This window comes from Thioclava sp. F1Mire-8 (assembly GCF_002213165.1).
Taxonomy (GTDB): Bacteria; Pseudomonadota; Alphaproteobacteria; order Rhodobacterales; family Rhodobacteraceae; genus Thioclava; species Thioclava nitratireducens.
The window spans coordinates 58,619-83,506 of the sequence record NZ_NBNY01000002.1 but is presented as its reverse complement, the minus strand read 5'-3'; the positions used below and the strand labels follow the sequence as shown (position 1 = coordinate 83,506).

Annotated in this window: 25 protein-coding genes; 3 read left to right on the top strand and 22 right to left on the bottom strand. The window is 62.2% G+C overall.

The window, feature by feature from the left end:
• Positions 1 to 33 precede the first annotated feature (33 nt).
• Positions 34 to 267, bottom strand: coding sequence for a 30S ribosomal protein S17 (rpsQ, locus tag B6V75_RS08870; protein ID WP_075773850.1), 234 nt, complete (start codon positions 265 to 267; stop codon positions 34 to 36).
• Between the two features lie 12 nt (positions 268 to 279).
• Positions 280 to 480, bottom strand: coding sequence for a 50S ribosomal protein L29 (rpmC, locus tag B6V75_RS08865; RefSeq protein ID WP_075773849.1), 201 nt, complete (start codon positions 478 to 480; stop codon positions 280 to 282).
• A gap of 187 nt (positions 481 to 667) precedes the next feature.
• Between rpmC and B6V75_RS08860 the strand changes: the two genes are divergently transcribed.
• Positions 668 to 1,303 carry a 2OG-Fe(II) oxygenase family protein gene (locus tag B6V75_RS08860; protein ID WP_088719469.1) on the top strand — a complete coding sequence of 212 codons (636 nt, stop codon included), beginning with the start codon at positions 668 to 670 and terminating at the stop codon, positions 1,301 to 1,303.
• Between the two features lie 82 nt (positions 1,304 to 1,385).
• Positions 1,386 to 1,919 (top strand): flavodoxin domain-containing protein, encoded by a 534-nt coding sequence (locus B6V75_RS08855; protein WP_088719468.1) that lies wholly within the window; start codon positions 1,386 to 1,388, stop codon positions 1,917 to 1,919.
• 73 nt (positions 1,920 to 1,992) lie between these two features.
• Here the strand turns inward: B6V75_RS08855 and rplP are convergent, their stop codons facing one another.
• From rplP to rplB, 5 genes are read right to left on the bottom strand one after another with little or no spacing between them, the layout of a single operon-like run.
• Positions 1,993 to 2,406, bottom strand: a complete 414-nt coding sequence (gene rplP / locus B6V75_RS08850; protein WP_075773846.1) for a 50S ribosomal protein L16 — start codon at positions 2,404 to 2,406, stop codon at positions 1,993 to 1,995.
• Positions 2,407 to 2,420: 14 nt separating this feature from the next.
• Positions 2,421 to 3,128 carry a 30S ribosomal protein S3 gene (gene rpsC / locus B6V75_RS08845; RefSeq protein WP_075773845.1) on the bottom strand — a complete coding sequence of 236 codons (708 nt, stop codon included), beginning with the start codon at positions 3,126 to 3,128 and terminating at the stop codon, positions 2,421 to 2,423.
• Positions 3,128 to 3,508, bottom strand: a complete 381-nt coding sequence (gene rplV / locus B6V75_RS08840; protein ID WP_078521290.1) for a 50S ribosomal protein L22 — start codon at positions 3,506 to 3,508, stop codon at positions 3,128 to 3,130. Before rplV ends, rpsC begins: the two co-directional genes overlap by 1 nt.
• A gap of 5 nt (positions 3,509 to 3,513) precedes the next feature.
• On the bottom strand, positions 3,514 to 3,792 hold the full coding sequence (gene rpsS, locus B6V75_RS08835) for a 30S ribosomal protein S19 (RefSeq protein WP_075773843.1): 279 nt from the start codon (positions 3,790 to 3,792) through the stop codon (positions 3,514 to 3,516).
• 3 nt (positions 3,793 to 3,795) lie between these two features.
• Positions 3,796 to 4,635: a 50S ribosomal protein L2 gene (gene rplB / locus B6V75_RS08830; RefSeq protein ID WP_075773842.1), complete on the bottom strand. Its 840-nt coding sequence runs from the start codon at positions 4,633 to 4,635 to the stop codon at positions 3,796 to 3,798.
• Positions 4,636 to 4,891: 256 nt separating this feature from the next.
• On the opposite strand from rplB, the gene B6V75_RS08825 reads away from it, so the two are divergent.
• Complete coding sequence (locus tag B6V75_RS08825; RefSeq protein WP_075773841.1) at positions 4,892 to 5,197, top strand: SH3 domain-containing protein; 306 nt, start codon at positions 4,892 to 4,894, stop codon at positions 5,195 to 5,197.
• Between the two features lie 124 nt (positions 5,198 to 5,321).
• On the opposite strand, the gene B6V75_RS08820 is transcribed toward B6V75_RS08825, so the two are convergent.
• The 15 genes from B6V75_RS08820 to rpoB all read right to left on the bottom strand — a co-directional run bounded on the left by B6V75_RS08820 (position 5,322) and on the right by rpoB (position 24,698).
• A complete protein-coding gene (locus tag B6V75_RS08820) occupies positions 5,322 to 5,618 on the bottom strand; it encodes a 50S ribosomal protein L23 (RefSeq protein ID WP_075773840.1) in 297 nt (98 codons plus the stop codon).
• Positions 5,615 to 6,235 carry a 50S ribosomal protein L4 gene (rplD, locus tag B6V75_RS08815; protein WP_075773839.1) on the bottom strand — a complete coding sequence of 207 codons (621 nt, stop codon included), beginning with the start codon at positions 6,233 to 6,235 and terminating at the stop codon, positions 5,615 to 5,617. Before rplD ends, B6V75_RS08820 begins: the two co-directional genes overlap by 4 nt.
• Positions 6,232 to 7,098: a 50S ribosomal protein L3 gene (gene rplC / locus B6V75_RS08810; RefSeq protein ID WP_075773838.1), complete on the bottom strand. Its 867-nt coding sequence runs from the start codon at positions 7,096 to 7,098 to the stop codon at positions 6,232 to 6,234. The genes rplD and rplC overlap by 4 nt, the downstream gene beginning before the upstream one ends.
• Positions 7,099 to 7,108: 10 nt before the next feature.
• Positions 7,109 to 7,417: a 30S ribosomal protein S10 gene (rpsJ, locus tag B6V75_RS08805; protein WP_036639457.1), complete on the bottom strand. Its 309-nt coding sequence runs from the start codon at positions 7,415 to 7,417 to the stop codon at positions 7,109 to 7,111.
• Positions 7,418 to 7,630: 213 nt separating this feature from the next.
• Positions 7,631 to 8,806, bottom strand: coding sequence for an elongation factor Tu (gene tuf, locus B6V75_RS08800; RefSeq protein WP_077701325.1), 1,176 nt, complete (start codon positions 8,804 to 8,806; stop codon positions 7,631 to 7,633).
• A gap of 60 nt (positions 8,807 to 8,866) precedes the next feature.
• On the bottom strand, positions 8,867 to 10,990 hold the full coding sequence (gene fusA, locus B6V75_RS08795) for an elongation factor G (RefSeq protein WP_088719467.1): 2,124 nt from the start codon (positions 10,988 to 10,990) through the stop codon (positions 8,867 to 8,869).
• A gap of 18 nt (positions 10,991 to 11,008) precedes the next feature.
• The gene (gene rpsG, locus B6V75_RS08790; RefSeq protein WP_075773836.1) at positions 11,009 to 11,479 is read right to left on the bottom strand and encodes a 30S ribosomal protein S7; all 471 of its coding nucleotides are present in this window, start codon (positions 11,477 to 11,479) and stop codon (positions 11,009 to 11,011) included.
• 12 nt (positions 11,480 to 11,491) lie between these two features.
• Positions 11,492 to 11,863 carry a 30S ribosomal protein S12 gene (gene rpsL / locus B6V75_RS08785; protein ID WP_038074720.1) on the bottom strand — a complete coding sequence of 124 codons (372 nt, stop codon included), beginning with the start codon at positions 11,861 to 11,863 and terminating at the stop codon, positions 11,492 to 11,494.
• Positions 11,864 to 12,107: 244 nt separating this feature from the next.
• A complete protein-coding gene (locus B6V75_RS08780) occupies positions 12,108 to 12,836 on the bottom strand; it encodes a phosphatase PAP2 family protein (protein ID WP_168174460.1) in 729 nt (242 codons plus the stop codon).
• Between the two features lies 1 nt (position 12,837).
• Positions 12,838 to 14,286, bottom strand: coding sequence for a glycosyltransferase family 39 protein (locus B6V75_RS08775; RefSeq protein ID WP_088719466.1), 1,449 nt, complete (start codon positions 14,284 to 14,286; stop codon positions 12,838 to 12,840).
• Positions 14,261 to 14,566 (bottom strand): lipid-A-disaccharide synthase N-terminal domain-containing protein, encoded by a 306-nt coding sequence (locus B6V75_RS08770; RefSeq protein WP_075773834.1) that lies wholly within the window; start codon positions 14,564 to 14,566, stop codon positions 14,261 to 14,263. The genes B6V75_RS08775 and B6V75_RS08770 overlap by 26 nt, the downstream gene beginning before the upstream one ends.
• Positions 14,567 to 14,571: 5 nt before the next feature.
• Entirely contained in the window at positions 14,572 to 15,321 is a 750-nt protein-coding gene (locus B6V75_RS08765) for a glycosyltransferase family 2 protein (RefSeq protein WP_075773833.1), read from the bottom strand.
• A 117-nt stretch (positions 15,322 to 15,438) separates the two neighbouring features.
• A complete protein-coding gene (locus B6V75_RS08760; protein WP_088719465.1) occupies positions 15,439 to 16,149 on the bottom strand; it encodes a hypothetical protein in 711 nt (236 codons plus the stop codon).
• Between the two features lie 135 nt (positions 16,150 to 16,284).
• Positions 16,285 to 20,511 carry a DNA-directed RNA polymerase subunit beta' gene (rpoC, locus tag B6V75_RS08755; protein ID WP_075773831.1) on the bottom strand — a complete coding sequence of 1,409 codons (4,227 nt, stop codon included), beginning with the start codon at positions 20,509 to 20,511 and terminating at the stop codon, positions 16,285 to 16,287.
• Between the two features lie 50 nt (positions 20,512 to 20,561).
• Positions 20,562 to 24,698 carry a DNA-directed RNA polymerase subunit beta gene (rpoB, locus tag B6V75_RS08750; RefSeq protein WP_075773830.1) on the bottom strand — a complete coding sequence of 1,379 codons (4,137 nt, stop codon included), beginning with the start codon at positions 24,696 to 24,698 and terminating at the stop codon, positions 20,562 to 20,564.
• Positions 24,699 to 24,888 lie beyond the last annotated feature (190 nt).

Here is a 24,888-nt window from a genome sequence, read left to right as displayed (position 1 = left end):
CAGGGTTTCGAATACTGGCGAAATGGCCGCGGCTTACGCCGTGACCACAACCCGCCAGCGCTTGGTCTTCGAGATCGGCGCGCACTCTTCGATGCGAACAATGTCACCGGTCTTGAACTGGTTTTCCGCGTCGTGGGCGCGGTATTTCTTGGACTTCCGGATCGTTTTCTTGAGAACCGGATGCGTGAAGCGGCGCTCGACCGAAACGGTGATGGTCTGGTCGTTCTTGTCCGACGTCACGGTACCTTGCAGGATGCGTTTGGGCATAGGAAGCTCTCCTTACTTCGCGGCTTCAGCGGCTTTTTGGTTCAGCACGGTCTTGATCCGTGCAACGTCCCGACGAACGGTACGCATGCGCGCGGTATTCTCGAGCTGGTTCGTGGCCTGCTGAAAGCGGAGGTTGAAGGCTTCTTTCTTCAGCGAGACGAGCTGGTCACGCAGCTCATCAGGCGTCTTCGCCTTGAGTTCTTGGGCGTTCATCCCGGGTCCTTTCTTGGCATCAGAGGGCCCCTCGCGGGTGACCCTACTTCTGATGGGTTATGTCGGTCCTGATTTCAGGAACTTGGGGCCAATATCAGAGCGAATCGAATATGGCAAGGATTGTTTGGCCTCCGGCCCGCTTTCGCGTAACAGGGGGTAAATCCACGCCCAGTTGCGAGAGCCCCCAATGCCCGAGTCCAAATCCCAGATCGAGTCCCTTTTCGTCACCCGCCTCTACCGCGCTTCCCTATCCGAATTCGGCCCCAAGGTCGATACGAACGAGCTGGAGGCCTCGTGCTACGCCATCGCCGAGGATGACGAAGCCGGTCAGGACTGGTGCGAGGAGAACGGCTATCCGGGCTATACCTCCTACGCCTCGCTCACCGATCTGCCCTGGCGCTTCCCGATCTTCGCGGACATGGTGAAGGCGCTCGACAAGCACGTTGCGGCCTTTGCCAAAGATCTCGAATTCGATCTGGGCGAGGGTAAGTTGGTGCTGGAAGACCTCTGGATCAACATCCTGCCCGAAGGCGGCACCCACAGCTCACACCTGCACCCCCATTCGGTGATCTCGGGCACGACCTATGTCGCGATGCCCGACGGCGCCTCGGCGCTGAAGCTGGAAGACCCGCGCAGCGCCCGGATGATGGCGGCCCCTACCCGCCTCAAGACCGCCCGGCGCGAGCTGCAGCCCTTCATCTACATCGCCCCCGAACCGGGTGAGGTGCTGCTCTGGGAGAGCTGGCTGCGCCACGAGGTACCGATGAACATGGCCGAAGACGAGCGGATCTCGGTCAGCTTCAATTACAAATGGGTCGACTGAGCCCGGCGCTTTGATCGTCATCATAGCCAAGCCGCATCTCACCTGATTTTCTTGCTGCGCAACCAGACACCGGGAGCGCAGCATGAAAGCACTCGTCGCCTATGCCTCGACCGAGGGGCAAACCCGCAAGATCGCGCGGCACGTCGCCGACCGCATCGCGGATCTGGGTTACTCCGCGGAATTGATTTCCACCGATGAGGCCGAGGGGATGGATCTCGGCCGGTTCGACCGGATCGTCCTCGCGGCCTCGATCCATGTCGGACATTATCAGGGTCGCTTCGCGGATTTCGTCGCCGAACAACGCGATATCATCAAGAACCGCCCGAACCTCTTTCTCTCGGTCTCGCTGGCCGCCGCCGGTCATGACGCAGAGGATTGGCGCGCCCTCGATAAAATCCTGAAGGACTTCGAAGCGGCGACCGGCTGGACGCCGGATCTGACGGAACAGATCGCGGGCGCCTATCTGCCGTCGAGATACGATATCTTCCGCCGGTTCGTGATGCGCCGGATCGTCGCGAAGAAAAATCCCGATGCCGATCTCGATGCTGATATCGAATATACAGACTGGAAGGCACTGGACGCGCTGATCGACGGCTGGATTTCCGACGGCGCCTGATCTCGGCACCAGATACGCAAAAGCCCCGCCATCTCTGGCGGGGCTTTCGTTTGTCTTCAGCTTCAGACCGGGATTACCAGTCCTGACGCTCGACGATGCGGCAGGCCACCGGAAGCTTGGCCGCGCCGAGGCGCAGAGCCTCGCGAGCGGTCACTTCGTTGACGCCGTCGATCTCGAACATCACGCGGCCGGGCTTGACCTTGGCGGCCCAACGGTCGACCGAACCCTTACCTTTACCCATACGGACTTCGGTGGGTTTTGCGGTGATCGGGGTATCCGGGAAGATCCGGATCCAGACACGGCCTTGACGCTTCATATGGCGGGTGATCGCACGACGCGCAGCTTCGATCTGACGGGCGGTGACGCGCTCGGGCGCCTCTGCCTTGAGGCCGAAGTGACCGAAGTTCAGGTCGAAACCACCTTTGGCTTCACCATGAATCCGGCCTTTGTGCATCTTGCGGAACTTCGTCCGTTTCGGTTGCAGCATAACTATCTACTCCCTCAGCGATCGCGACGCGGGCCGCGCGGTGCCGGGCCCTCTTGGGCTTCGGCGTGCTTGCGGTCACGAGCTTGCGGATCATGTTCCATGATCTCGCCTTTGAAGATCCAGACCTTCACGCCGATGATCCCGTAGGGGGTCGACGCTTCGGACAGCGCGTAGTCGATGTCGGCACGCAGGGTGTGCAGCGGAACGCGACCTTCGCGATACCACTCGGTCCGTGCGATCTCGGCGCCGCCCAGACGGCCAGCGACGTTCACGCGGATACCAAGACCACCCATGCGCATCGCGTTCTGCACCGCGCGCTTCATGGCGCGACGGAACGAGACACGACGCTCGAGCTGCTGAGCGATCGACTCGGCAACCAGCTGCGCGTCGAGTTCCGGCTTGCGGACTTCGACGATGTTCAGGTGCAGCTCGCTGTCGGTGAAGTTCGCCAGCTTCTTGCGGAGCGCTTCGATGTCAGCGCCCTTCTTGCCGATGATGACGCCCGGACGCGCAGCGTGAATGGTCACGCGGCACTTCTTGTGCGGACGCTCGATGATGACACGGCTGACGCCGGCCTGCTTGGCTTCCTCGTGGATGAACTCGCGGATCTTGATGTCCTCGAGCAGCAGGTCGCCGTAGTCCTTGCTGTCGGCATACCAGCGGCTATCCCAGGTGCGGTTGACCTGGAGGCGCATGCCGATCGGATTAACCTTCTGACCCATTACGCTTGCTCCTCAACCTGACGCACCTTGATGGTGATTTCCGAGAACGGCTTCATGATCTTGCCGAAGCGACCACGCGCCCGCGGACGGCCACGCTTCATCACCAGGTTCTTGCCGACCCAGGCTTCCGCCACGACGAGTTCGTCCACGTCCAGGCCGTGGTTGTTCTCTGCGTTGGCGATCGCCGACTGGAGGCACTTCTTCACGTCGAGCGCGATGCGCTTCTTCGAGAAGGTCAGGTCCGAAAGGGCCTTGTCGACCTTCTTGCCACGGATCATCGCGGCGACGAGGTTCAGTTTCTGCGGCGAGGTGCGAAGCATACGGGTCTTCGCCATCGCTTCGTTCTCCGCCACGCGGCGCGGATTCTTTTCCTTACCCATGACGATTACTTCCTCTTGGCTTTTTTATCGGCCGCATGCCCGTAATAGGTGCGGGTCGGCGAATATTCACCGAACTTCTGGCCGATCATTTCCTCGGTGACGTTGACCGGGATGTGTTTCTGACCGTTGTAGACCCCAAAGGTGAGGCCGACGAATTGCGGCAGGATGGTGGAGCGACGCGACCAGATCTTGATGACGTCGCCTTTGCCCGACTCGCGAGCCTTCTCTGCTTTTTTCAGCAGGTAGGCATCAACGAAGGGGCCTTTCCAAACAGAACGAGACATATGTTAGCGACCCTTCTTCTTCGCGTGACGCGAACGCAGGATGTACTGGTCCGTCTTCTTGTTGACGCGTGTGCGCTTGCCCTTGGTGGGCTTGCCCCACGGCGTAACCGGATGACGGCCACCCGAGGTGCGGCCTTCACCACCACCGTGCGGGTGGTCGATCGGGTTCATCGCGACACCGCGGACGGTCGGACGAACACCCATGTGGCGCTTACGACCGGCTTTACCGAGGTTCTGGTTCGAGTGGTCGGCGTTCGACACGGCACCGATGGTCGCCATGCATTCCTGACGCACGAGGCGCAGTTCGCCCGACGAAAGACGCAGCTGAGCGTAGCCGCCGTCACGACCGACGAACTGGGCGTAGGTGCCCGCGGCGCGTGCGATCTGGCCACCCTTGCCGGGCTTCAGTTCGACGTTGTGGACGATGGTACCGATCGGCATGCCCGAGAACGGCATCGCGTTGCCCGGCTTGACGTCGTGACGCGAGCCCGAAACGACCTTGTCGCCGACAGCGAGACGCTGGGGCGCGAGGATGTAGGCCTGCTCACCATCTTCATAGTTGATCAGCGCGATGAAGGCGGTCCGGTTCGGATCGTACTCGATCCGCTCGACGGTGCCATGAACATCGAACTTGCGACGCTTGAAATCGACGATGCGGTAGAGACGCTTCGCGCCACCACCCTTGTGCCACATCGTGATCCGCCCGGTGTTGTTCCGGCCACCCGACTTGGTCAAACCCTCAGTGAGGGCTTTGACCGGACGGCCTTTCCAAAGCTCCGAACGGTCGATCAGAACCAGCCCACGCTGGCCCGGCGTCGTCGGCTTATACGACTTGAGTGCCATGCTTTCTGTCTTCCGTTGGTTTGCGGCGAGTTGCCTCGCCTGTCTGTGTGTATAGGGCCCCGAAGGTCCCCGAATTCAAAAATCACGGGCCCCGGAACGATTCCGAGGCCGCGAGACTGGCGCGATGTAGCAGGGATGCGGGGGTGAGTCTATAGGCTTGGCCTGTTTTTGCGCGCGATGGACCAAGCAACTGGCGCTTCGCGGTCCGGGCAGGCAAAATGGCCCCCGAGGCAGACGACATAACAGGAGAAAATCGATGCGTCCAACCCGAGCAATTCTGCTCGCCGCTCCGCTCTGCGCGGCAGCCACCCTCGCCACCCCCACCCTCGCCGACGCGTGGCGCGGCACCTATGAGGTCGCCGGGGTGAAGGGCCAGGACATGCTGAAACTGCGCGCAGGCCCCGGCACCGGCTACAAGGTAATCCTGGGGCTTCCCAACGGCGCAATCGTCCATGTGCGCAGCTGCGAGCGGAGCGGCAATACCCGCTGGTGCAACGTCTCGCTCGACGTCGCGCGCAACCTGCGCGGCTATGTCTCTGAGAGCTACCTGCGGGAGAAGTGAGTGGTGGGCGCTGCCCGGGCTGGCCACCCGGGCGCCCCATGAGAGACAAGCCCCTAATCCAACTCCGCAAACGAAAAGGCCCCCGCGATCACGAGGGCCTTTCCAATGTCTCGGTCGTACCGGATTACAGGCCGGTGGTGACGTCGATCGTGTTGCCTTCTTCCAGCGTCACGTAGGCTTTCTTGAAGTCCGAGCGACGGCCGGGGGTGCCCCGGAAGCGCTTGGTCTTGCCCTTGGTGATGGTGGTGTTGACCGCCTTCACCTTGACGCCGAATAGAGTCTCGACAGCTTCTTTGATCTGCGGCTTCGAAGCGTCTTTCGCCACTTCGAAAACAACAGCGCCGTTCTCCGAGGCCATGGTGGCCTTCTCGGTGATGACCGGCTTGACGATCACGTCGTAATGTTCGGGTTTCGCGCTCATTTCAGACGAGCCTCCAGAGCTTCGACACCCGCCTTCGTGAGCACGAGCGTGTCACGCTTGAGGATGTCATACACGTTGGCGCCCATCGAAGGCAGCACATCGATGCCGTCGATGTTGCGCGCGGCTTGGGCGAAGTTCTCGTTCACCTCGGCCCCGTCGATCACCAGCACCTTCTTCCAGCCCAGCTCCTTGGCGGCTTTCGCCAGCAGCTTGGTCTTGGCTTCGGCGAGCTGCGCGTCCTCCAGGACGATCAGTTTGCCAGCGGCGGCTTTCGACGACAGCGCGTGCTTCAGACCCAGAGCCCGGAACTTCTTGGGCAGGTCATGAGCGTGGCTGCGCGGGGTCGGACCCTTGTAGACACCACCCTTGCGGAAGATCGGCGCCTTGCGGGAACCGTGACGTGCGCCACCGGTGCCCTTCTGACGGTAGATTTTCTTGGTCGAGTAGCTGACCTCCGAGCGGGTGAGAACCGAGTGGGTGCCCTGCTGAGCCTTCGCGCGCTGCCAGCGCACGACGCGATGCAGGATGTCCGCACGCGGCTCGAGCCCGAAGATCTCGTCGGCGAGGTCGATCGAACCGGCCTTGCCGGCGTCGAGCTTGATCACATCGAGTTTCATTCTTTGTCTCCTTCGGGCGCTTCGCCGCCGTCTTCGCCTTTATCGGCTTCGATCGACGCTTCGGCTTCCTTCAGCGCGGCAGCTTCCTGAGCGGCCTGCTCCTCGGCGAGACGCTGAGCTTCGGCTTCGGCCTCGGCGGCAGCGGCGGCAGCGGCTTCTTCGGCAGCTTTCGCAGCGGCTTCGGCAGCCGACTTCAGCGCGGCGGGGTAGATGATGTTCTCGGAAAGCGGTTTCTTGACCGCATCCTTGACCGTCACCCAGCCACCTTTGGCGCCCGGAACCGAACCCTTGACCATGATCAGGCCACGGTCGGCATCGGTCTTGACGACCTGAAGGTTCTGGGTCGTGACACGGACGGCACCGAGGTGACCGGCCATCTTCTTGCCCTTGAACACTTTACCCGGGTCCTGACACTGACCGGTCGAACCGTGCGAGCGGTGCGAGATCGACACGCCGTGCGTGGCGCGCAGACCGCCGAAGTTGTGACGCTTCATCGCACCGGCGAAACCCTTACCGATCGAGGTGCCCGCGATATCCACGAACTGACCTTCGAAATAGTGGTTCGCGGTGATTTCCTCGCCCACTTCGATCAGATTTTCTTCAGCGACGCGGAATTCCGCGACCTTGCGCTTCGGGGCGACATTGGCTTTCGCGAAGTGACCACGCAGGGCGGCGGTCGTACGCTTGGCCTTGGCTTCACCAGCGCCGAGCTGAACGGCCGTGTAGCCGTCGGTCTCGGAAGTGCGCTGAGCCACCACCTGAAGCTTGTCGAGTTGGAGAACGGTCACAGGAACCTGTTTGCCGTCCTCAAGGAAGAGCCGGGTCATGCCCAGCTTCTTGGCGATAACACCAGTCCGCAGCATAATGCCCTCCTTACACCTTGATCTCGACGTCGACGCCCGCTGCGAGGTCGAGCTTCATCAGCGCGTCCACGGTCTGGGGGGTCGGATCGACGATGTCGAGAAGACGCTTATGCGTCCGGATTTCCCACTGGTCGCGCGACTTCTTGTCGATGTGCGGACCACGCAGAACCGTGAATTTCTCGATCTTGTTCGGGAGCGGGATGGGCCCGCGAACCTGGGCACCCGTGCGCTTCGCGGTGTTCACGATTTCCTGGGTGCTGGCGTCCAGCACGCGGTAATCGAACGCCTTGAGCCGGATGCGGATATTTTGGCCGGTCATATGTCATGCCTCTTCGCATGGCGTGAAGGTTGAGAGGCAGACGGCACCGAATGTAGCGCCTGCATCGAACCTATAAATCTTGGCAGATCAGGCGCGTCCTCTATGGCGTCACCCTGAGTCTGTCAAGAGCGAATGGCGCGCCTTTCGGCGCACCATTCAGATTCTTTCCAACTGTCGTTTTCGGGGCCCCGGAGAGGGCCCCGAAACCACCGATCACTCGATGATTTTGGAGACGACGCCGGCGCCGACGGTGCGGCCGCCTTCGCGGATTGCGAAGCGCAGACCGTCTTCCATCGCGATCGGAGCGATCAGTTCGACTTCGAACTTCAGGTTGTCGCCCGGCATCACCATCTCGGTGCCCTCGGGCAGCGTCACGGTGCCGGTCACGTCCGTCGTGCGGAAGTAGAACTGCGGACGGTAGTTCGCGAAGAACGGGGTGTGACGGCCACCTTCCTCTTTGGTGAGGATGTAGGCTTCAGCTTCGAACTTCGTGTGCGGCTTCACCGAACCCGGCTTGCACAGAACCTGACCACGCTCGACGCCGTCACGGTCGATGCCGCGCAGCAGCGCGCCGATGTTGTCGCCAGCTTCACCACGGTCCAGCAGCTTGCGGAACATCTCGACGCCCGTGCAGGTCGTCTTCGAGGTGTCGCGGATACCCACGATTTCCAGTTCGTCGCCGACGTTGATCACGCCACGCTCGACGCGGCCGGTCACAACCGTACCACGGCCCGAGATCGAGAACACGTCTTCGATCGGCATCAGGAAGGGCTGGTCCACGGCGCGCTCCGGCGTCGGGATGTAGCTGTCGACAGCTTCCATCAGAGCACGGATCGAGTTCTCGCCGATTTCCGGATCACGGCCTTCCATCGCGGCCAGAGCCGAACCCTTGATGATCGGAATATCGTCGCCGGGGAAGTCGTAGGACGACAGAAGTTCACGAACTTCCATTTCCACGAGCTCGAGCAGCTCCTCGTCGTCGACCTGGTCAACCTTGTTCAGGTACACGACCATCGCCGGGATGCCGACCTGACGGCCGAGCAGGATGTGCTCGCGCGTCTGCGGCATCGGGCCGTCAGCTGCGTTCACGACCAGGATCGCGCCGTCCATCTGCGCTGCACCCGTGATCATGTTCTTCACGTAGTCGGCGTGGCCGGGGCAGTCGACGTGCGCGTAGTGACGCGACTCGGTCTCGTACTCCACGTGCGCGGTCGAGATCGTGATGCCGCGGGCTTTCTCTTCCGGCGCGCCGTCGATCTGGTCATACGCGCGGAAATCACCGAAATACTTCGTGATCGCAGCCGTCAGCGTCGTCTTGCCGTGGTCAACGTGGCCAATCGTGCCGATGTTGACGTGCGGTTTGTTACGTTCAAACTTTTCCTTTGCCATGATGGCCTCCTGTCAGTGCGTTGGGTGGGAAAGGCGCCGGGTCTCCCCGGCGCGCGTCCCTTACGCGTATTTCTTCTGAATCTCGTCCGAGATGTTCTGCGGCACGGCTTCGTAATGGCTGAAGAGCATCGTGAAGACCGCACGGCCCGAGGACATCGAACGCAGGTTGTTGATGTAGCCGAACATGTTGGCGAGCGGCACGAAGGCGTTCACGACGACCGCGTTGCCGCGGGTGTCCTGACCTTGCACCTGGCCCCGACGCGAGGTCAGGTCGCCAATGATGCCACCGGTATATTCTTCCGGGGTCACCACTTCGACTTTCATCATCGGCTCGAGCAGCTTCGCGCCAGCCTTGCGCAGACCTTCACGCATCGCGGCACGCGACGCGATTTCGAAGGCGAGCACCGAGGAGTCGACGTCGTGGAATGCACCGTCAACCAGCGCAACCTTGAAGTCGATCACCGGGAAGCCTGCCAGCGGACCGGAGTCCATGACCGACTTGATGCCCTTTTCGACGCCCGGGATGTATTCCTTCGGAACCGCACCACCAACGATGCGGCTCTCGAACGAATAACCTTCGCCCGGCTCGGTCGGCGAGATCTCGAGCTTGACGCGCGCGAACTGACCGGTACCGCCGGTCTGCTTCTTGTGCGTGTAGTCGATCTCGGTCGCGTGGCTGATCGTCTCGCGATAGGCCACCTGCGGCGCACCGATATTCGCCTCGACCTTGAACTCGCGCTTCATGCGGTCGACCAGGATGTCGAGGTGAAGTTCGCCCATGCCCTTCATGATGGTCTGGCCCGACTCGAGGTCGGTTTCGACGCGGAAGGACGGGTCTTCGGCTGCCAGGCGCTGAAGGGCGAGGCCCATCTTTTCCTGGTCGGCTTTCGACTTCGGCTCCACGGCGATCTCGATCACCGGATCGGGGAAGGTCATCGTTTCGAGAACGACCTGGTTGTTCGGGTCGCACAGCGTGTCACCGGTGGTGGTCTCTTTCAGACCGGCCAGCGCGATGATGTCGCCCGCATAGGCTTCTTCGATCTCGGTCCGGTTGTTCGAGTGCATCATCATCATACGACCGATGCGCTCTTTACGACCTTTGGTCGAGTTCAGGATCGAGTCGCCCTTCTTCAGCGTGCCCGAGTAGAGGCGCGTGAAGGTGAGCGAACCCACGAAGGGGTCGTTCATGATCTTGAACGCAAGACCCGACAGGGGCTCTTCGTCCGAGGCATGACGTGCGATGTTGCGGGTTTCCGTCTCGTCGTCCGGCGAGAAGCCCATGTAGGCGGGCACGTCGAGCGGCGAGGGCAGGAAGTCGACCACGGCGTTGAGCAGCGGCTGGACACCCTTGTTCTTGAAGGCCGAACCACCGAGAACCGGAACGAAGGACAGCGACAGCGTGCCCTTGCGGATCAGGTTGCGCAGCGTCGGGATATCGGGCTCTTCGCCTTCGAGATAGGCCATCATCGCGTCGTCGTCTTGCTCGACGGCGTTCTCGATGAGGTGCGAACGCCATTCGTCCGCGGTCGCCTTCAGCTCGTCACGGATCGGCTGACGCACCCAGGCAGCGCCCAGATCTTCGCCTTTCCAGACCCACTCTTCCATGGTGACCAGGTCGACGATGCCTTCGAGTTGATCTTCGGCACCGATCGGGAAGTTCACCGGAACCGGAGTCGCACCGGTGCGGTCCTTGATCATCTTCACGCAGTTGAAGAAGTCCGCGCCGATCTTGTCCATCTTGTTGACGAAGACGAGGCGCGGAACCTTGTAGCGGTCAGCCTGACGCCACACGGTCTCGGTCTGCGGCTCAACACCGGCGTTCCCGTCGAGCAGCGCGACAGCGCCGTCGAGCACGGCCAGCGAACGCTCCACCTCGATGGTGAAGTCGACGTGGCCGGGGGTGTCGATGATGTTCATACGGAACTTGGTATCATCCGTACCTTCGGCGGTCGGATCTTCCTGCCACTGCCAGAAAGTCGTGGTAGCTGCCGAGGTGATGGTGATGCCGCGCTCGGCCTCTTGCTCCATCCAGTCCATGGTAGCAGCACCGTCGTGCACTTCGCCGATCTTGTGCGACTTGCCGGTGTAGAACAGGATGCGCTCGGTCGTCGTGGTTTTACCAGCGTCGATATGCGCCATGATCCCGAAGTTGCGATAACGCTTTAGGGGATATTCGCGAGCCATGGTGGCGTCCTTCCGTTATTACCAGCGATAATGGCTGAACGCTTTGTTCGCGTCGGCCATCTTGTGGGTGTCTTCGCGCTTCTTGACCGCGGAACCACGCGAGTTCACGGCATCGAGGAGTTCGCCGGCGAGGCGCTCTTCCATGGTGTTCTCGTTGCGGGACTTGGCGGCAGCGATGAGCCAGCGGATGGCCAGCGCTTCGCGGCGGGTCGGGCGCACCTCGACCGGAACCTGATAGGTGGCACCACCCACACGACGCGAACGCACTTCGACCGAAGGCTTCACGTTGTCGAGGGCTTCGTGGAACACCTCGATGGGCTCACGCTTGAGCTTGCCCTCAACGCGGTTGAGCGCGTTGTACACGATTTTCTCGGCGGCGGACTTCTTGCCGTCGATCATCAGGTTGTTCATGAATTTGGTCAGCACGCGATCGCCATATTTGGCGTCGGGCAGGACTTCGCGCTTCTCAGCGGCGTGACGACGAGACATCTCGAGATCTCCTTACTTCGGACGCTTCGCGCCGTATTTCGAACGGCGTTGACGACGGTCTTTAACACCTTGCGTATCGAGCACACCGCGCAGGATGTGGTAACGAACGCCCGGAAGGTCTTTCACACGGCCGCCACGGATGAGCACAACGGAGTGCTCCTGGAGGTTGTGCTTCTCGCCCGGGATGTAGGAGATGACCTCGAAGCCATTCGTCAGGCGCACCTTGGCGACCTTACGCATAGCGGAGTTCGGTTTCTTCGGCGTCGTAGTGTAGACGCGCGTGCACACGCCACGCTTTTGCGGGCATTCTTGGAGGTGCTGCGACTTAGAGCGCTTCACCTTGGGCTGCCGCGGTTTGCGGATCAGCTGTTGGATCGTCGGCATTCGGTTCCCCGTTCTGCTGTCAATACTCGCCCCGTTTCCGGAGGCGCCACTTCTCGACGCGTTTCCGCGCGGATTCGCGAAAACGCCAAATCGCATTCCTCCCCGGCCCGAGGACCGCGGCGAATGCGTTGAATTCCAGAGGATCGGGGCGAAGGCCCGGATCATGACCACTAGAAATCGGCGACCCTTCGGGCAGACTTCACCCGTCAGGTAGCGCGGCGTATAGGGGGAGTCGTCTGGGTTGTCAACTCTCGCGCCGGGCCTCGCCGCGCACTTGCGCCACAAGCCGCGCGCCCCACCCTGCGAAGAGGATTCCCCAGAGTAGCCAGGCCACCGTAAGGCTTACGAGTCCGGCGAAATAGGTGTCGGACAGAAAGTGCCGTCCGGTGCCGATCCGCTGCACGATGATGAAGACCGCGACGAAGACGCCGACTGCGCGCAAATAGAGCACGCCCCAGCGTGGCAGGTGCGCCCGCCACAGCTCTGCGCCGAGCCATATTAGCAGCCCCAGCGCAACTGCCGCCGCGACCTCGCCCGACACGAACGAGCAGTTCCGCGAGCATTGATTGGTGAAGGTGCCCGGCAGGCTGAAGTGATGCGCGCCGCCGAATAGATCAACATTCGCAGGTCGCGCTCGCCCGGAATTCGCCTTCAGCACGCCGTTCACGACCACGATCGGACCAAGCAGATAGAGAAGGCAGATGAAGGCCCAGATCCGCGCAGGCAAACGCAGCACCGTGCGATGGCGCAACCCCGCCCATGGCCACGCCACGAGCGAGACGACGAACAGCACGATGGAGATATCCCAGATCCGCTGGCGCAGCCATTCCCAGAGCGGGTTGGTGATTACCGTGAACCCCTCCCCTGCCCGGTAGAACAGCCCGGCGGTGCCCAGATCGAGTTCCGGCACCAGGCGGAACAGCAGGAAGCCTCCGATCCACGCCGCCAGCAGCAGCCGGATGGCAAAGCTCATATCAATTTTCGGAACGGACACAGCGCGCCTCCACCAGATAAGCCGCATACCCCTTATCGGCCCAAGTCCCCGTCGCATCGAGCTGCGCCGCCGGCGAGACCGGGCCGCTGCCGCAATCGGGCGGGCTGTTGGCGATCAGAAGTAGGCGACCTTTGTAGTCCTGTGGCAAGGGCCACATCTGCTCGTAATAGCTGTCGGCCCGCACGACGGGCTTCGGTGCGTAGACGGTCACGCCCGCGCCCTGCCCCGTATAGAACAGATCGGCGAGGATTGCGCGATTGCTGGCATACACCGGAACATCGGCCTCTTTCGCGAGCGTCAGGATCTGGCGGCTCAGATCGGCCTGCCCCAACCACCGCTTCAGGAGCGGCGCGCCGTCTTTTTGCGGATAGGGTGCGAGGACGGTCAGCAGCGGGATCGACAGCGCGATCAGACCGTTGATCAGGATTGCAATCCAGCGCCAGATGTCGCGCAGAACCATCGCCGCCAGAACGGTTCCGGCGAAATAGGCGGCGACCGCCCAATTGGCATAGGCCCGGTCCAAGAGCGCCTCGAGCGTCACCGCGACCAGCGGCGGCACCGAGAGCATCGCCAGCCCGCGCTTCGCCGGGTCACCCCAGCTCGCATAGCCGATCAGCAATGCCACCATCGTCACCGGCCCGAAGACGGCGAATTGCGAGGCGACGAACTCGGCCATCGAGCCGAAATTCAGCTCGGCCCCTTCGCGGACCCAGCCAACATTGTCCATCGTATGCGAGACCGTGGTCAGGCCATGGGTGAGGTTCCAGACGACGTTCGGCGCGATCACGAGCCCGAACGCCAGCGCCGCAATCACCGTATTGCGCCAGCCGATCCGCCATGCCGGCGCGACAAGTGCAGCCAGCGCCAGACCGGGCATCAGGTAAATTGCAGCGTATTTCGCCATGAAGGCCAGCCCTGCCGTCAGCCCCGCGGCCAGCGCGTCCGACCAATGGCGGCTACCGCCCGCGCGTTGCAGGAACAGCAAGCTCAAAGCGTAGAAGGGCGCCATCACCGTATCGGTCGAGATCAGCACCGAGCCGAGCGCGACGAAGGGCAGCGTCACATAGATCGCAGCCGACCAGATCGCGACCCGACGCGATGCGATCCGGGCCCCCAAGGCGCCAAGTACCAGCGCCGTGATTCCGTGCAGAATGGCGCCCGGCATCCGCACCCAGAACGGCGCATCGGAGCCCGCCAGATCGGTCACCGCCCGAAGCAGCCAGCCGATCAGCGGCGGCTTGGAATAATAGCCGAAGTCGAGATGCTGGCCCCAAAGCCAGTATTGCGCCTCGTCGACGAAGAGATCGGTTTTGTTGAACGCCAGGAATACGAGCCGCAGCGCAGTGGCTGCGGCGACGACGATCAGGGTCGGGAGGAACCAGCCGTCCCGATCCGCCCCGCGATCAAGCTTCGCGCCGACGCTTGGCATAGATCAGCCACAGATTGCGCCCGTAGATGAACACCCCGAGCGACTGGCCGAGAACGAAAACCGGGTCTCTGCGATAGAGCGCATAGGTCAGCAGCATCGCACCGCCCGCGACCGAGAAATACCAGAACGAAATGGGCACTACGGATTCGCCCTTGCGCTCGGAGGCAATCCACTGGACGAGAAACCGCCCGGTGAACATCAGCTGCGCAAGCAGGCCGAACAGGACCCACCACAGCTCGACTATGCTTTCCACGTGAAGCATATCCATCAGCCAGTCCATCGGCGTCACTCCTCGCGCGCCACTTCTCCGGGCTGCGCTTTCTTGCGCCGACGGAGAAGCCACGCAACGCCCATCAGGTCGACGATGCCGACAAGACCGCGCTGCAGATTGTTGTAATTCGAGCTGCCGCCGCCGCGCGAGCGGTGGGCCACGTCGACATGGGCCACCTGCCACCCATCGCGCGAGAACAGCGCGGGGAGGTAGCGATGCATATGGTCGAAATAGGGCAGCGCCAGGAACGCCTCGCGCCGGAACGCCTTGAGGCCGCAACCGGTGTCGCGGGTGCCATCCTTGAGGATCGCGCCGCGGATCTTGTTCGCGAGCTTGGACGCCAGCTTCTTCGACATCGTGTCCTGCCGCCCGACGCGTTGCCCCGCGACCAGCCCGATCATCTCGGAGCCCTCGGCGCGCAGCGGCGCCATCAGCGCAGGCAGTTCCGACGGCGGGTTCTGACCGTCACCATCGAGCGTGCAGATGATGTGGCCCTTCGCGGCCCGAACGCCCGAATGCACGCCCGCGCTCTGACCGCCCGAAGCCCGCTGACCGGCGGCGTTCAAATGCTGCAGCAGACGCAGGTTCGGATGGGTCTCCATGCGCTCGCGCAGAATCTGGTCCATCCCGTCATCCGAGCCGTCATCGACCACGATCACCTCGTAGTCGCAGACCGGCGCGCAGGCGGCGTCGATCTCGTCGAGGAGCCCCGCGATGTTGGGCGCCTCGTTCTTTGCCGGGATGACGATGGAAATCTCGGGCATGGGTGCCAGAACTCTTTTGTCGCTGCGCCACGGTAGCGCCGAAGGTGCGGCTCTATTAGACCTGCGACCCGGTCTTGTAAACGGATCATGCCGGGACAGCCGCCCCCCTGTGGCCGATCAGCCGAATTTCGCGAAAAGCTGCGCGTAGCTCGCTTTGAGGGCGTTTCGCATCTCCATCGCGCGCTCCATGTCGCCCGCCATCGCCGCATCATAGAAAAACGCGACGGAGACCGCGAAGCCGTCCACGAGTTTTTGATAGCTCATATCGGCGTCGGCCTCCGGCGCCGGATGCTTGACGACCTGCGCCGCGAGGTAGCTCAGAAGCGAGGCATCCGCGATCAACTGGCGCGCGCCCTCGCCGCCCATCCGGACGTAATCGCGGGCGAGCACCTTTTCCATTTCCGCGTGATAGGCATTCATCCGGTCCGAGAAGCCGACGACACCGTTGCGCAGGTGCAGATCGCCGATGCTCTCACGCACCCCTTCGAGGGTCTCATGCGCCTCGGGCAACTTGCCGGCGGCGACCTCTTCCTTGGCCTTCGCGGCCAGTTCGCCGACCTTGTCGAAGGTCGCGCCGAGAACCGCGTCATCGGCATATTGCGGCGGCGGCGAAGCGGTCCATTCGTCCGACAGGGACTGCCACTCGCCGACGAAGCGATCGAGCGCGGCCTTGGTTTCCGCCTGCTTGCCCTGGTTCGACAGGAACAGCGCCGCACGATAGTCCCCATAGGCCTTGCGCAGCTGGGCCTCCGCATCCTGATAGGCTCCTGCGAAAGCAGGCAACGCGATCAACGCGCTCAGCGCAAACGGGGTGACAAAGCGGATCATCGGGGTCCCTCCTCCGGCAAACAGGCTTTCGCCCTTCGACGTTACACTGCCCCACGGATCGGGTTCGCGCAAAGAAAAACCCCCGCGCGAGCGATCGCGCGGGGGTGTGTCATATCGTTTCCAACCGGAGTTGGATCAATCGCGGCTTTCGGGCGTCTCGACCGGACCGAAATCGGCCTCTTCCTCGGTCGGAGCCGCCAGCGCTGCCGCGGCTTCCGCCTCGGCCTGACGCTGCTGAATGACCTTGGAGTCGCGCTCGGTCGCGATCTTGCGGACCTTGGTGGTCGCGCCACCGGTACCCGCCGGGATCAGACGGCCGACGATGACGTTCTCCTTGAGGCCCACGAGCTTGTCGCGCTTGCCCTGCACCGAGGCTTCGGTGAGGACGCGGGTCGTCTCCTGGAAGGAGGCCGCCGAGATGAACGACCGGGTCTGCAGCGACGCCTTGGTGATGCCGAGCAGCACGGGTTCGCCATGCGCCGGACGCCCACCACGGGCCGCGACCTTGTCGTTCTCCTCGTCGAACTCGACCTTGTCGACATGTTCGCCCTTGAGGAGCGTCGTATCGCCGGAGTCGAGGATCTCGATCTTCTGCAGCATCTGGCGAACGATCACCTCGATGTGCTTGTCGTTGATCTTCACGCCCTGCAGTCGATAGACGTCCTGCACCTCGTTGATGAGGTAGTCGGCCAGAGCCTCGATCCCCATGATGCGCAGGATGTCGTGCGGCGCCGGGTTGCCGTCCATGATGTAGTCACCCTTCTGCACGAAGTCGCCTTCCTGCACCGGGATGTGCTTGCCTTTCGGCACCATGTACTCTGCCGGCTCCAGACCCTCGTCACGCGGATCGATCGCGATCCGACGCTTGTTCTTGTAGTCCTTGCCGAAGCGCACATAGCCATCGATTTCGGCGATGATCGCGTGATCCTTAGGACGGCGTGCCTCGAAGAGTTCGGCCACACGCGGCAGACCGCCGGTGATGTCCTTCGTCTTCGCGCCTTCGCGCGGAATACGCGCAACGACGTCGCCCGCCTTCACGTCCTGACCGTCTTCCACCGAGAGGATCGCGTCCACCGACATGGTATAGGTCACCGGGTTGCCCGCTTCGTTGCGGACCGGTTCGCCATCCTCGCCGAGGATCAGAACTTCCGGCTTCAGATCGTTGCCCTTGGGCGCAGCGCGCCAGTCGGACACGATCTTCTGGGTCATGCCGGTCGCATCGTCGGTATCCTCGCGAACGGAGATACCCGAGATGAGGTCCACGAAGCGCACCTTACCGGGCTTCTCGGCGATGATCGGCAGGGTGTAGGGATCCCATTCGATCAGCTTGTCGCCGCGCTTGACCGTTTCGCCATCCTTCACGAAGACCTTGGTGCCGTAGCCGATCTTGTGCGAGGCAAGCTCGTCACCCTGATCGTTCACGATCACGATCTGCATGTTCCGGCCCATGACGATCTGCTCGTCCATCTCGTTGAGGATGATGTTGGCGTTGCGGAACTCGATCTTGCCCTCTTGGCTGGCCTCGAGGAACGACTGCGAGCCACCCTGAGCAACACCGCCCAAGTGGAAGGTCCGCATCGTCAGCTGCGTACCGGGTTCACCGATGGACTGCGCGGCGATGATGCCCACCGCTTCGCCCTGGTTCACCAGCGTACCGCGTGCGAGGTCGCGACCGTAGCAGAGCGCGCAAACGCCCTCTTCGGCCTCACAGGTCAGCGCCGAGCGGATACGGACGGATTGGACGCCCGCCTGCTCGATCGCGTCGGCCTTGCGCTCGTCGATCAGCTCGCCGGCGCGGACGATCACTTCGTCCTCGCCCGGAACCGTCACGTCATCCGCTGCGACACGGCCCAGCACGCGCTCCGAGATCGGAGCGACGACTTCACCGTCGTTCACAGCCGCCGAAGCGGTGATCGCGCGGTCGGTGCCGCAATCATGCGTACGCACGATGCAGTCCTGAGCGACGTCCACCAGACGACGGGTCAGGTACCCCGAGTTCGCCGTCTTCAGTGCGGTATCCGACAGACCCTTACGGGCGCCGTGGGTCGAGTTGAAGTATTCAAGAACGGTCAGACCTTCCTTGAAGTTCGAGATGATCGGCGTCTCGATGATCTCGCCGTTCGGCTTGGCCATGAGGCCACGCATGCCGCCCAGCTGCTTCATCTGCGTCACCGAGCCACGCGCACCCGAGTGGGCCATCATGTAGACCGAGTTCGGTTCCTGCTCGGCGCCATTCTCGTCGTATTTCGGCGCCGAGATGGTGTTCATCATCGCGTCGGTGACCTTGTCGTTACACTTCGACCACGCATCGACGACCTTGTTGTACTTCTCACCCTGGGTGATCAGACCGTCCATGTATTGCTGTTCGAAGTCCTTGACCTGGTCGCGGACGGTTTCGACGATGTCCCACTTGTTGTCCGGGATAACCATGTCGTCCTTGCCGAACGAGATGCCCGCCTTGAACGCTTCCTTGAAGCCCATGCCCATGATCTGGTCGCAGAAGATGACCGACTCTTTCTGACCGCAATAGCGGTAGACGGTGTCGATCGTGTTCTGCACGTCTTTCTTACGCAGAAGACGGTTCACCAGCTCGAACGGAGCTTTCGCGTTCAGCGGCAGCAGCGCGCCGAGGCGCACCCGGCCGGGCGTGGTCTCGAAACGCTGGTAGACCTCGTTACCGGTTTCGTCGATCTGCTTGATCCGCGCGGTGATCTTGGCGTGCAGATGCACTTCGCCAGAGTTGAGCGCGTGCTCCACTTCCTCGACCGAGGAGAAGGACATGCCTTCGCCCTTCATGCCTTCGCGTTCCATGGTCACGTAGTAGAGACCCAGAATCATATCCTGCGAAGGAACGATGATCGGCGCGCCGTTGGCGGGCGACAGAACGTTGTTCGTCGACATCATCAGCACGCGCGCTTCCAGCTGGGCTTCCAGCGAGAGCGGGACGTGGACGGCCATCTGGTCACCGTCGAAGTCAGCGTTGAACGCCGAGCAGACGAGCGGGTGCAGCTGGATCGCCTTGCCTTCGATCAGCATCGGTTCGAACGCCTGGATACCCAGACGGTGCAGCGTCGGCGCACGGTTCAGCAGGACCGGGTGCTCGCGGATGACCTCGTCGAGGATATCCCACACTTCGGGGCGCTCTTTCTCGACCAGCTTCTTCGCCTGCTTCACGGTGCTCGACAGGCCTTTGGCCTCGAGGCGCGAGTAGATGAAGGGCTTGAAGAGTTCGAGCGCCATCTTCTTCGGCAGACCGCACTGGTGCAGCTTGAGTTCCGGGCCGGTCACGATGACCGAACGACCCGAGAAGTCGACGCGCTTACCCAGAAGGTTCTGACGGAAACGACCCTGCTTACCTTTCAGCATGTCCGAGAGCGACTTCAGCGGGCGCTTGTTGGTGCCCGTGATGACGCGACCACGACGGCCGTTGTCGAACAGCGCATCGACCGATTCCTGCAGCATCCGCTTTTCGTTGCGCACGATGATGTCGGGCGCACGCAGTTCGATCAGACGCTTCAGACGGTTGTTCCGGTTGATCACGCGACGATAGAGATCGTTGAGATCCGAAGTCGCGAAACGGCCACCGTCGAGCGGGACGAGCGGACGCAGTTCCGGCGGGATCACCGGAAGCACGGTCAGCACCATCCACTCGGGACGGTTGCCCGACTCGAGGAACGACTCGACGATCTTCAGACGCTTGATGATCTTCTTCGGCTTCAGCTCGCCGGTGGCTTCCTTCAGCTCCTCGCGGAGCTGCTCGGCCGTGGCTTCGAGATCGATGCCAGCGAGCATTTCACGGATCGCTTCCGCGCCGATATTGGCGGTGAAAGCATCCGCGCCATAGGTGTCCTGCGCGTCGAGATACTCTTCTTCGGACATCAGCTGACCGTATTGCAGGTCGGTCAGACCCGGCTCGATCACCACGAAGTTTTCGAAGTAGAGGATACGCTCGAGGTCGCGCAGCGTCATGTCCAACATCAGGCCGATGCGCGAAGGCAGCGACTTGAGGAACCAGATGTGAGCGACGGGCGAGGCCAGTTCGATGTGGCCCATACGCTCGCGGCGCACTTTCTGGAGGGTGACTTCGACGCCGCATTTCTCGCAGACGACGCCGCGATACTTCATGCGCTTATATTTGCCGCACAGGCATTCGTAGTCTTTGATCGGGCCAAAGATGCGCGCGCAGAACAGACCGTCACGCTCGGGCTTGAACGTACGGTAGTTGATGGTTTCCGGCTTTTTGATTTCACCGAAGGACCAGCTCAGGATCCGCTCCGGCGAGGCGAGCGAGATCTTGATCTCGTCAAACGCCTTCGGCTGCGCGAGCGGGTTGAACGGGTTTTGGGTCAGTTCCTGGTTCATCTGTAAATCCTTGAATGAGGGCGGAAGGGCTTAGAGGAGGGCCGAAGCCCTCACTCCTCATCCTCCGCGTCCAGGAGTTCCATATTGAGGCCGAGGCCCCGGACCTCTTTGACGAGAACGTTGAACGACTCCGGCACGCCGGCTTCGAAGTTGTCCTCACCTTTGACGATCGACTCGTAGACCTTCGTCCGGCCTGCCACGTCATCCGACTTCACCGTCAGCATCTCCTGCAGGGTGTAGGCGGCGCCGTAAGCTTCCAGAGCCCAGACCTCCATCTCCCCGAGACGCTGACCGCCGAACTGCGCCTTACCACCCAGCGGCTGCTGCGTGACGAGCGAGTACGGACCGGTCGAACGGGCATGCATCTTGTCATCGACGAGGTGGTGAAGCTTCAGGAAGTACTTCACACCCACCGTGACCTGCCGCGCGAACTGCTCGCCGGTGCGGCCATCGAACACGATCGACTGACCGGATTCGTTGAAGCCCGCACGCTTGAGCGCGTCGTTGATGTCGGCCTCCTTGGCGCCGTCGAAGACCGGGGTCGCGATCGGAACGCCGGTGCGGACGGCTTCGGCGCTCTCGATGAACGCTTCGTCATCCATACCTTCGATGATCTCACCGTAGGTCTCGTCGCCATAGCCGATCTTCATCGCTTCGCGAACCGGGGTCAGGTCGCCGTTACGACGATAGGCTTTCAGCGCCTCGTCGATCTGGTTGCCCAGACCGCGCGAAGCCCAGCCCATGTGCGTCTCGAGAATCTGACCGACGTTCATGCGCGACGGCACGCCCAGCGGGTTCAGCACGAGATCGACAGGGGTGCCATCGGCGAGGAACGGCATGTCTTCCATCGGAACGACTTTCGACACAACGCCCTTGTTGCCGTGACGGCCAGCCATCTTGTCGCCAGCCTGAAGCTTGCGCTTAACAGCCACGAAAACCTTGACCATCTTCATCACGCCCGGAGGCAGATCGTCGCCCTGACGGACCTTCTCGACCTTGTCCTCGAAGCGCAGGTCGAGCGCGCGCTTCTGCGCCTCGAACTGGTCGTTGAGGGCTTCGACTTCCTTGGCGTCGCCCTCGTCTTCGAGCGCGAGCTGCCACCACTGGCCCTTCGACAGGGTGCCCAGCAGTTCTTCGTCGATGGTCGAACCAGCCTTGACGCCTTTCGGCCCCTTCACGGCGGTCTTGCCGGTGATCAGGGTCTTGAGACGCGCGTAGATGTTGCGCTCGAGAATGGCGAGCTCGTCGTCCCGGTCACGGGCCAGACGCTCGACTTCCTCACGCTCGATCTGCAGCGCACGCTCGTCCTTGTCGACGCCGTGACGGTTGAAGACGCGGACTTCCACGATCGTGCCGTAAGCCCCCGGCGGCAGACGCAGCGAGGTGTCTCGCACGTCCGATGCCTTCTCGCCGAAGATGGCGCGGAGGAGTTTCTCTTCCGGCGTCATCGGGCTTTCGCCCTTCGGCGTGATCTTACCGACGAGAATGTCACCCGGCCCCACTTCGGCGCCGATATAGACGATACCGGCCTCGTCTAGGTTGCGCAGGGCTTCCTCGCCGACGTTCGGGATATCGCGGGTGATCTCTTCCGGGCCGAGCTTGGTATCGCGCGCCGCCACTTCGTATTCGTCGATATGGATCGAGGTGAACACGTCGTCGCGGTGGATCCGCTCGGAGATCAGGATCGAGTCTTCGTAGTTATAGCCGTTCCACGGCATGAAGGCGACGACCACGTTGCGACCGATAGCCAGTTCGCCCATGTCGGTCGACGGACCGTCAGCGACGATCTGCCCCTTCACCACCCGGTCGCCCACTTTCACGATCGGACGCTGGTTGATGGTCGAGGACTGGTTCGAACGCTTGAACTTGCGCAGACGATAGATGTCCACGCCCACATCGCCCGCTTCGAGATCGTCGGTCACGCGGATAACGATACGCTGCGCATCGACCTGGTCGATGATGCCGCCGCGGTTCGCCATGATCGCAGCGCCGGAGTCGCGTGCGACGGTCGCTTCCATGCCGGTGCCGACATAGGGAGCTTCCGAGCGCAGAAGCGGCACGGCCTGACGTTGCATGTTCGCACCCATCAGAGCGCGGTTGGCGTCGTCGTTTTCGAGGAACGGAATGAGCGCTGCACCGACCGAGACCAGCTGCTTCGGCGACACGTCGATCAGGTCCACCATTTCCGGCGGGTTGAGCGCGTATTCGCCCGACTGGCGGGTCGAGACGAGATCGTTGATGAACTTGCCGTTCTCATCGAGAGTCGCGTTCGCCTGCGCCACAGTGTGACGCATTTCCTCGGTCGCGGACATGTAAACCACCTCGTCGGTGACCTGACCGTCGGTGACCTTGCGGTACGGGGTTTCGATGAATCCGTACTTGTTCACGCGGGCGAAGGTGGCCAGCGAGTTGATCAGGCCGATGTTCTGACCTTCCGGCGTCTCGATCGGACACATCCGACCGTAGTGGGTCGGGTGAACGTCGCGCACCTCGAAGCCGGCACGCTCACGGGTCAGACCGCCCGGACCGAGCGCCGAAAGGCGACGCTTGTGCGTGACTTCCGACAGCGGGTTGGTTTGGTCCATGAACTGCGACAGCTGCGAGGAACCGAAGAATTCACGCACCGCGGCCGCGGCCGGTTTCGCGTTGATCAGATCCTGCGGCATGACCGTGTCGATCTCGACCGAGGACATACGCTCCTTGATGGCGCGCTCCATGCGCAGCAGGCCGACGCGATACTGGTTTTCCATCAGTTCGCCGACCGAACGCACACGGCGGTTGCCGAGGTGGTCGATGTCGTCGATCTCGCCCTTGCCGTCGCGCAGCTCCACCAGGCCCTTGATGCAGGCGATGATGTCTTCGCGGCGCAGCGTGCGCTGGGTGTCCGGCGCATCGAGGTCGAGACGCATGTTCATCTTGACGCGGCCCACGGCCGAAAGGTCGTAGCGCTCGGAGTCGAAGAACAGGCTGTTGAACAGGGTTTCCGCGGCCTCGACGGTCGGCGGTTCGCCCGGACGCATGACGCGGTAGATATCCATGAGCGCGGTTTCGCGGTTCATGTTCTTGTCCGACGCCATGGTGTTGCGGATGTAGGGACCGACATTGACGTTATCGATGTCGAGCACCGGGATCTCGGTGATGCCGTTGTCGATCAGGGTCTTGATCGAACCGCCCGAGAGTTCCCCGTTCTTGTCGTATTCCGCCGTCAGCTCGTCGCCGGCTTCGATGTAGATGAAGCCGGTTTCCTCGTTGATGATGTCCTTGGCGCAGAAACGGCCCATGATGTGATCGAACGGCACGAGCAGCTCGGGAACCGAGTTGTCGTCACGCCATTTCTTGACCATGCGCGGGGTCGCCTTGTCGCCCGCCTTCAGGATCACTTCGCCCGACGCCGCGTCGACGAGATCGAAGGTCGGACGGGTGCCGCGCACGCGGTCGGGGAAGAACTTGGTGACCCAGCCCGACTTGCCCTTCGCGGTGTAGGTGACGGTCTCGTAATAGGCATCCATGATGCCTTCCTGATCGAGCCCCAGCGCATAAAGCAGCGTCGTCACCGGCAGTTTCCGGCGGCGGTCGATACGCGCGAACACGAGGTCCTTGGCGTCGAATTCGAAGTCCAGCCACGAGCCGCGATAGGGAATGATGCGGCAGGCGAACAGCAGCTTGCCCGAGGAGTGGGTTTTGCCGCGGTCATGGTCGAAGAAAACGCCCGGCGAGCGGTGCATCTGGCTCACGATGACCCGCTCGGTGCCGTTCACGATGAACGTACCGTTCTTGGTCATGAGGGGCATATCCCCCATGAACACGTCTTGCTCCTTGATGTCCTTGACCGAGCGCGCGCCGGTTTCCTCGTCCACATCGAACACGATGAGGCGCAGGGTCACCTTGAGCGGCGCCGAATAGGTCATGTCGCGAGCCTGGCACTCGTCGACATCGTATTTTGGTTTTTCGAGCTCGTATTTCACGAACTCCAGGATGGCGTTGTCGTTGAAATCCTTGATCGGGAAGACCGACTGGAAAACGCCCTGGATACCCTCGCCATCGGTGGGCTGATCCACTTCGCCGGAGCGCAGGAACAGATCGTAGGAGGATTTCTGAACCTCGATGAGGTTCGGCATTTCGAGGACTTCGTGGATTTTGCCGTAATAGCGACGGATGCGTTTCTGACCAACGTAAGCTTGAGCCATGCTCTGCGTGACCTTTCGTCTCTTCGCGGCACATGCAATGTCGGGGCCCATTGCACGCCGCAAGGCGAATGAAGGGGGGGCGGTTCCATACCTGCCTTCCGTCCCACCGGAAGGCTCCCGAACCGCGAACACCGCCTTGGAGAGGGCTTCAGGGCGCCAAAGCCCTCTCCGAGACAGGTTCGGCTGGGCC

What these genes read in the sequence shown, in the direction of transcription:
- B6V75_RS08860 (WP_088719469.1), top strand. Translation starts at nt 668, where the DNA reads ATGCCCGAGTCCAAATCCCAGATCGAGTCCCTTTTCGTCACCCGCCTC.
- rplV (WP_078521290.1), bottom strand. Translation starts at nt 3,508, where the DNA reads ATGGGTAAGGAAAAGAATCCGCGCCGCGTGGCGGAGAACGAAGCGATG.
- B6V75_RS08855 (WP_088719468.1), top strand. Translation starts at nt 1,386, where the DNA reads ATGAAAGCACTCGTCGCCTATGCCTCGACCGAGGGGCAAACCCGCAAG.
- fusA (WP_088719467.1), bottom strand. Translation starts at nt 10,990, where the DNA reads ATGGCTCGCGAATATCCCCTAAAGCGTTATCGCAACTTCGGGATCATG.
- rplB (WP_075773842.1), bottom strand. Translation starts at nt 4,635, where the DNA reads ATGGCACTCAAGTCGTATAAGCCGACGACGCCGGGCCAGCGTGGGCTG.
- rpsG (WP_075773836.1), bottom strand. Translation starts at nt 11,479, where the DNA reads ATGTCTCGTCGTCACGCCGCTGAGAAGCGCGAAGTCCTGCCCGACGCC.
- rpsC (WP_075773845.1), bottom strand. Translation starts at nt 3,128, where the DNA reads ATGGGTCAGAAGGTTAATCCGATCGGCATGCGCCTCCAGGTCAACCGC.
- rplP (WP_075773846.1), bottom strand. Translation starts at nt 2,406, where the DNA reads ATGCTGCAACCGAAACGGACGAAGTTCCGCAAGATGCACAAAGGCCGG.
- B6V75_RS08775 (WP_088719466.1), bottom strand. Translation starts at nt 14,286, where the DNA reads ATGCCAAGCGTCGGCGCGAAGCTTGATCGCGGGGCGGATCGGGACGGC.
- rpsQ (WP_075773850.1), bottom strand. Translation starts at nt 267, where the DNA reads ATGCCCAAACGCATCCTGCAAGGTACCGTGACGTCGGACAAGAACGAC.
- rplD (WP_075773839.1), bottom strand. Translation starts at nt 6,235, where the DNA reads ATGAAACTCGATGTGATCAAGCTCGACGCCGGCAAGGCCGGTTCGATC.
- rpsS (WP_075773843.1), bottom strand. Translation starts at nt 3,792, where the DNA reads ATGTCTCGTTCTGTTTGGAAAGGCCCCTTCGTTGATGCCTACCTGCTG.
- rpoC (WP_075773831.1), bottom strand. Translation starts at nt 20,511, where the DNA reads ATGAACCAGGAACTGACCCAAAACCCGTTCAACCCGCTCGCGCAGCCG.
- B6V75_RS08825 (WP_075773841.1), top strand. Translation starts at nt 4,892, where the DNA reads ATGCGTCCAACCCGAGCAATTCTGCTCGCCGCTCCGCTCTGCGCGGCA.
- rpmC (WP_075773849.1), bottom strand. Translation starts at nt 480, where the DNA reads ATGAACGCCCAAGAACTCAAGGCGAAGACGCCTGATGAGCTGCGTGAC.
- rpoB (WP_075773830.1), bottom strand. Translation starts at nt 24,698, where the DNA reads ATGGCTCAAGCTTACGTTGGTCAGAAACGCATCCGTCGCTATTACGGC.
- B6V75_RS08780 (WP_168174460.1), bottom strand. Translation starts at nt 12,836, where the DNA reads ATGAGCTTTGCCATCCGGCTGCTGCTGGCGGCGTGGATCGGAGGCTTC.
- rplC (WP_075773838.1), bottom strand. Translation starts at nt 7,098, where the DNA reads ATGCTGCGGACTGGTGTTATCGCCAAGAAGCTGGGCATGACCCGGCTC.
- B6V75_RS08765 (WP_075773833.1), bottom strand. Translation starts at nt 15,321, where the DNA reads ATGCCCGAGATTTCCATCGTCATCCCGGCAAAGAACGAGGCGCCCAAC.
- B6V75_RS08770 (WP_075773834.1), bottom strand. Translation starts at nt 14,566, where the DNA reads ATGGACTGGCTGATGGATATGCTTCACGTGGAAAGCATAGTCGAGCTG.
- tuf (WP_077701325.1), bottom strand. Translation starts at nt 8,806, where the DNA reads ATGGCAAAGGAAAAGTTTGAACGTAACAAACCGCACGTCAACATCGGC.
- rpsJ (WP_036639457.1), bottom strand. Translation starts at nt 7,417, where the DNA reads ATGACCGGCCAAAATATCCGCATCCGGCTCAAGGCGTTCGATTACCGC.
- B6V75_RS08820 (WP_075773840.1), bottom strand. Translation starts at nt 5,618, where the DNA reads ATGAGCGCGAAACCCGAACATTACGACGTGATCGTCAAGCCGGTCATC.
- rpsL (WP_038074720.1), bottom strand. Translation starts at nt 11,863, where the DNA reads ATGCCGACGATCCAACAGCTGATCCGCAAACCGCGGCAGCCCAAGGTG.
- B6V75_RS08760 (WP_088719465.1), bottom strand. Translation starts at nt 16,149, where the DNA reads ATGATCCGCTTTGTCACCCCGTTTGCGCTGAGCGCGTTGATCGCGTTG.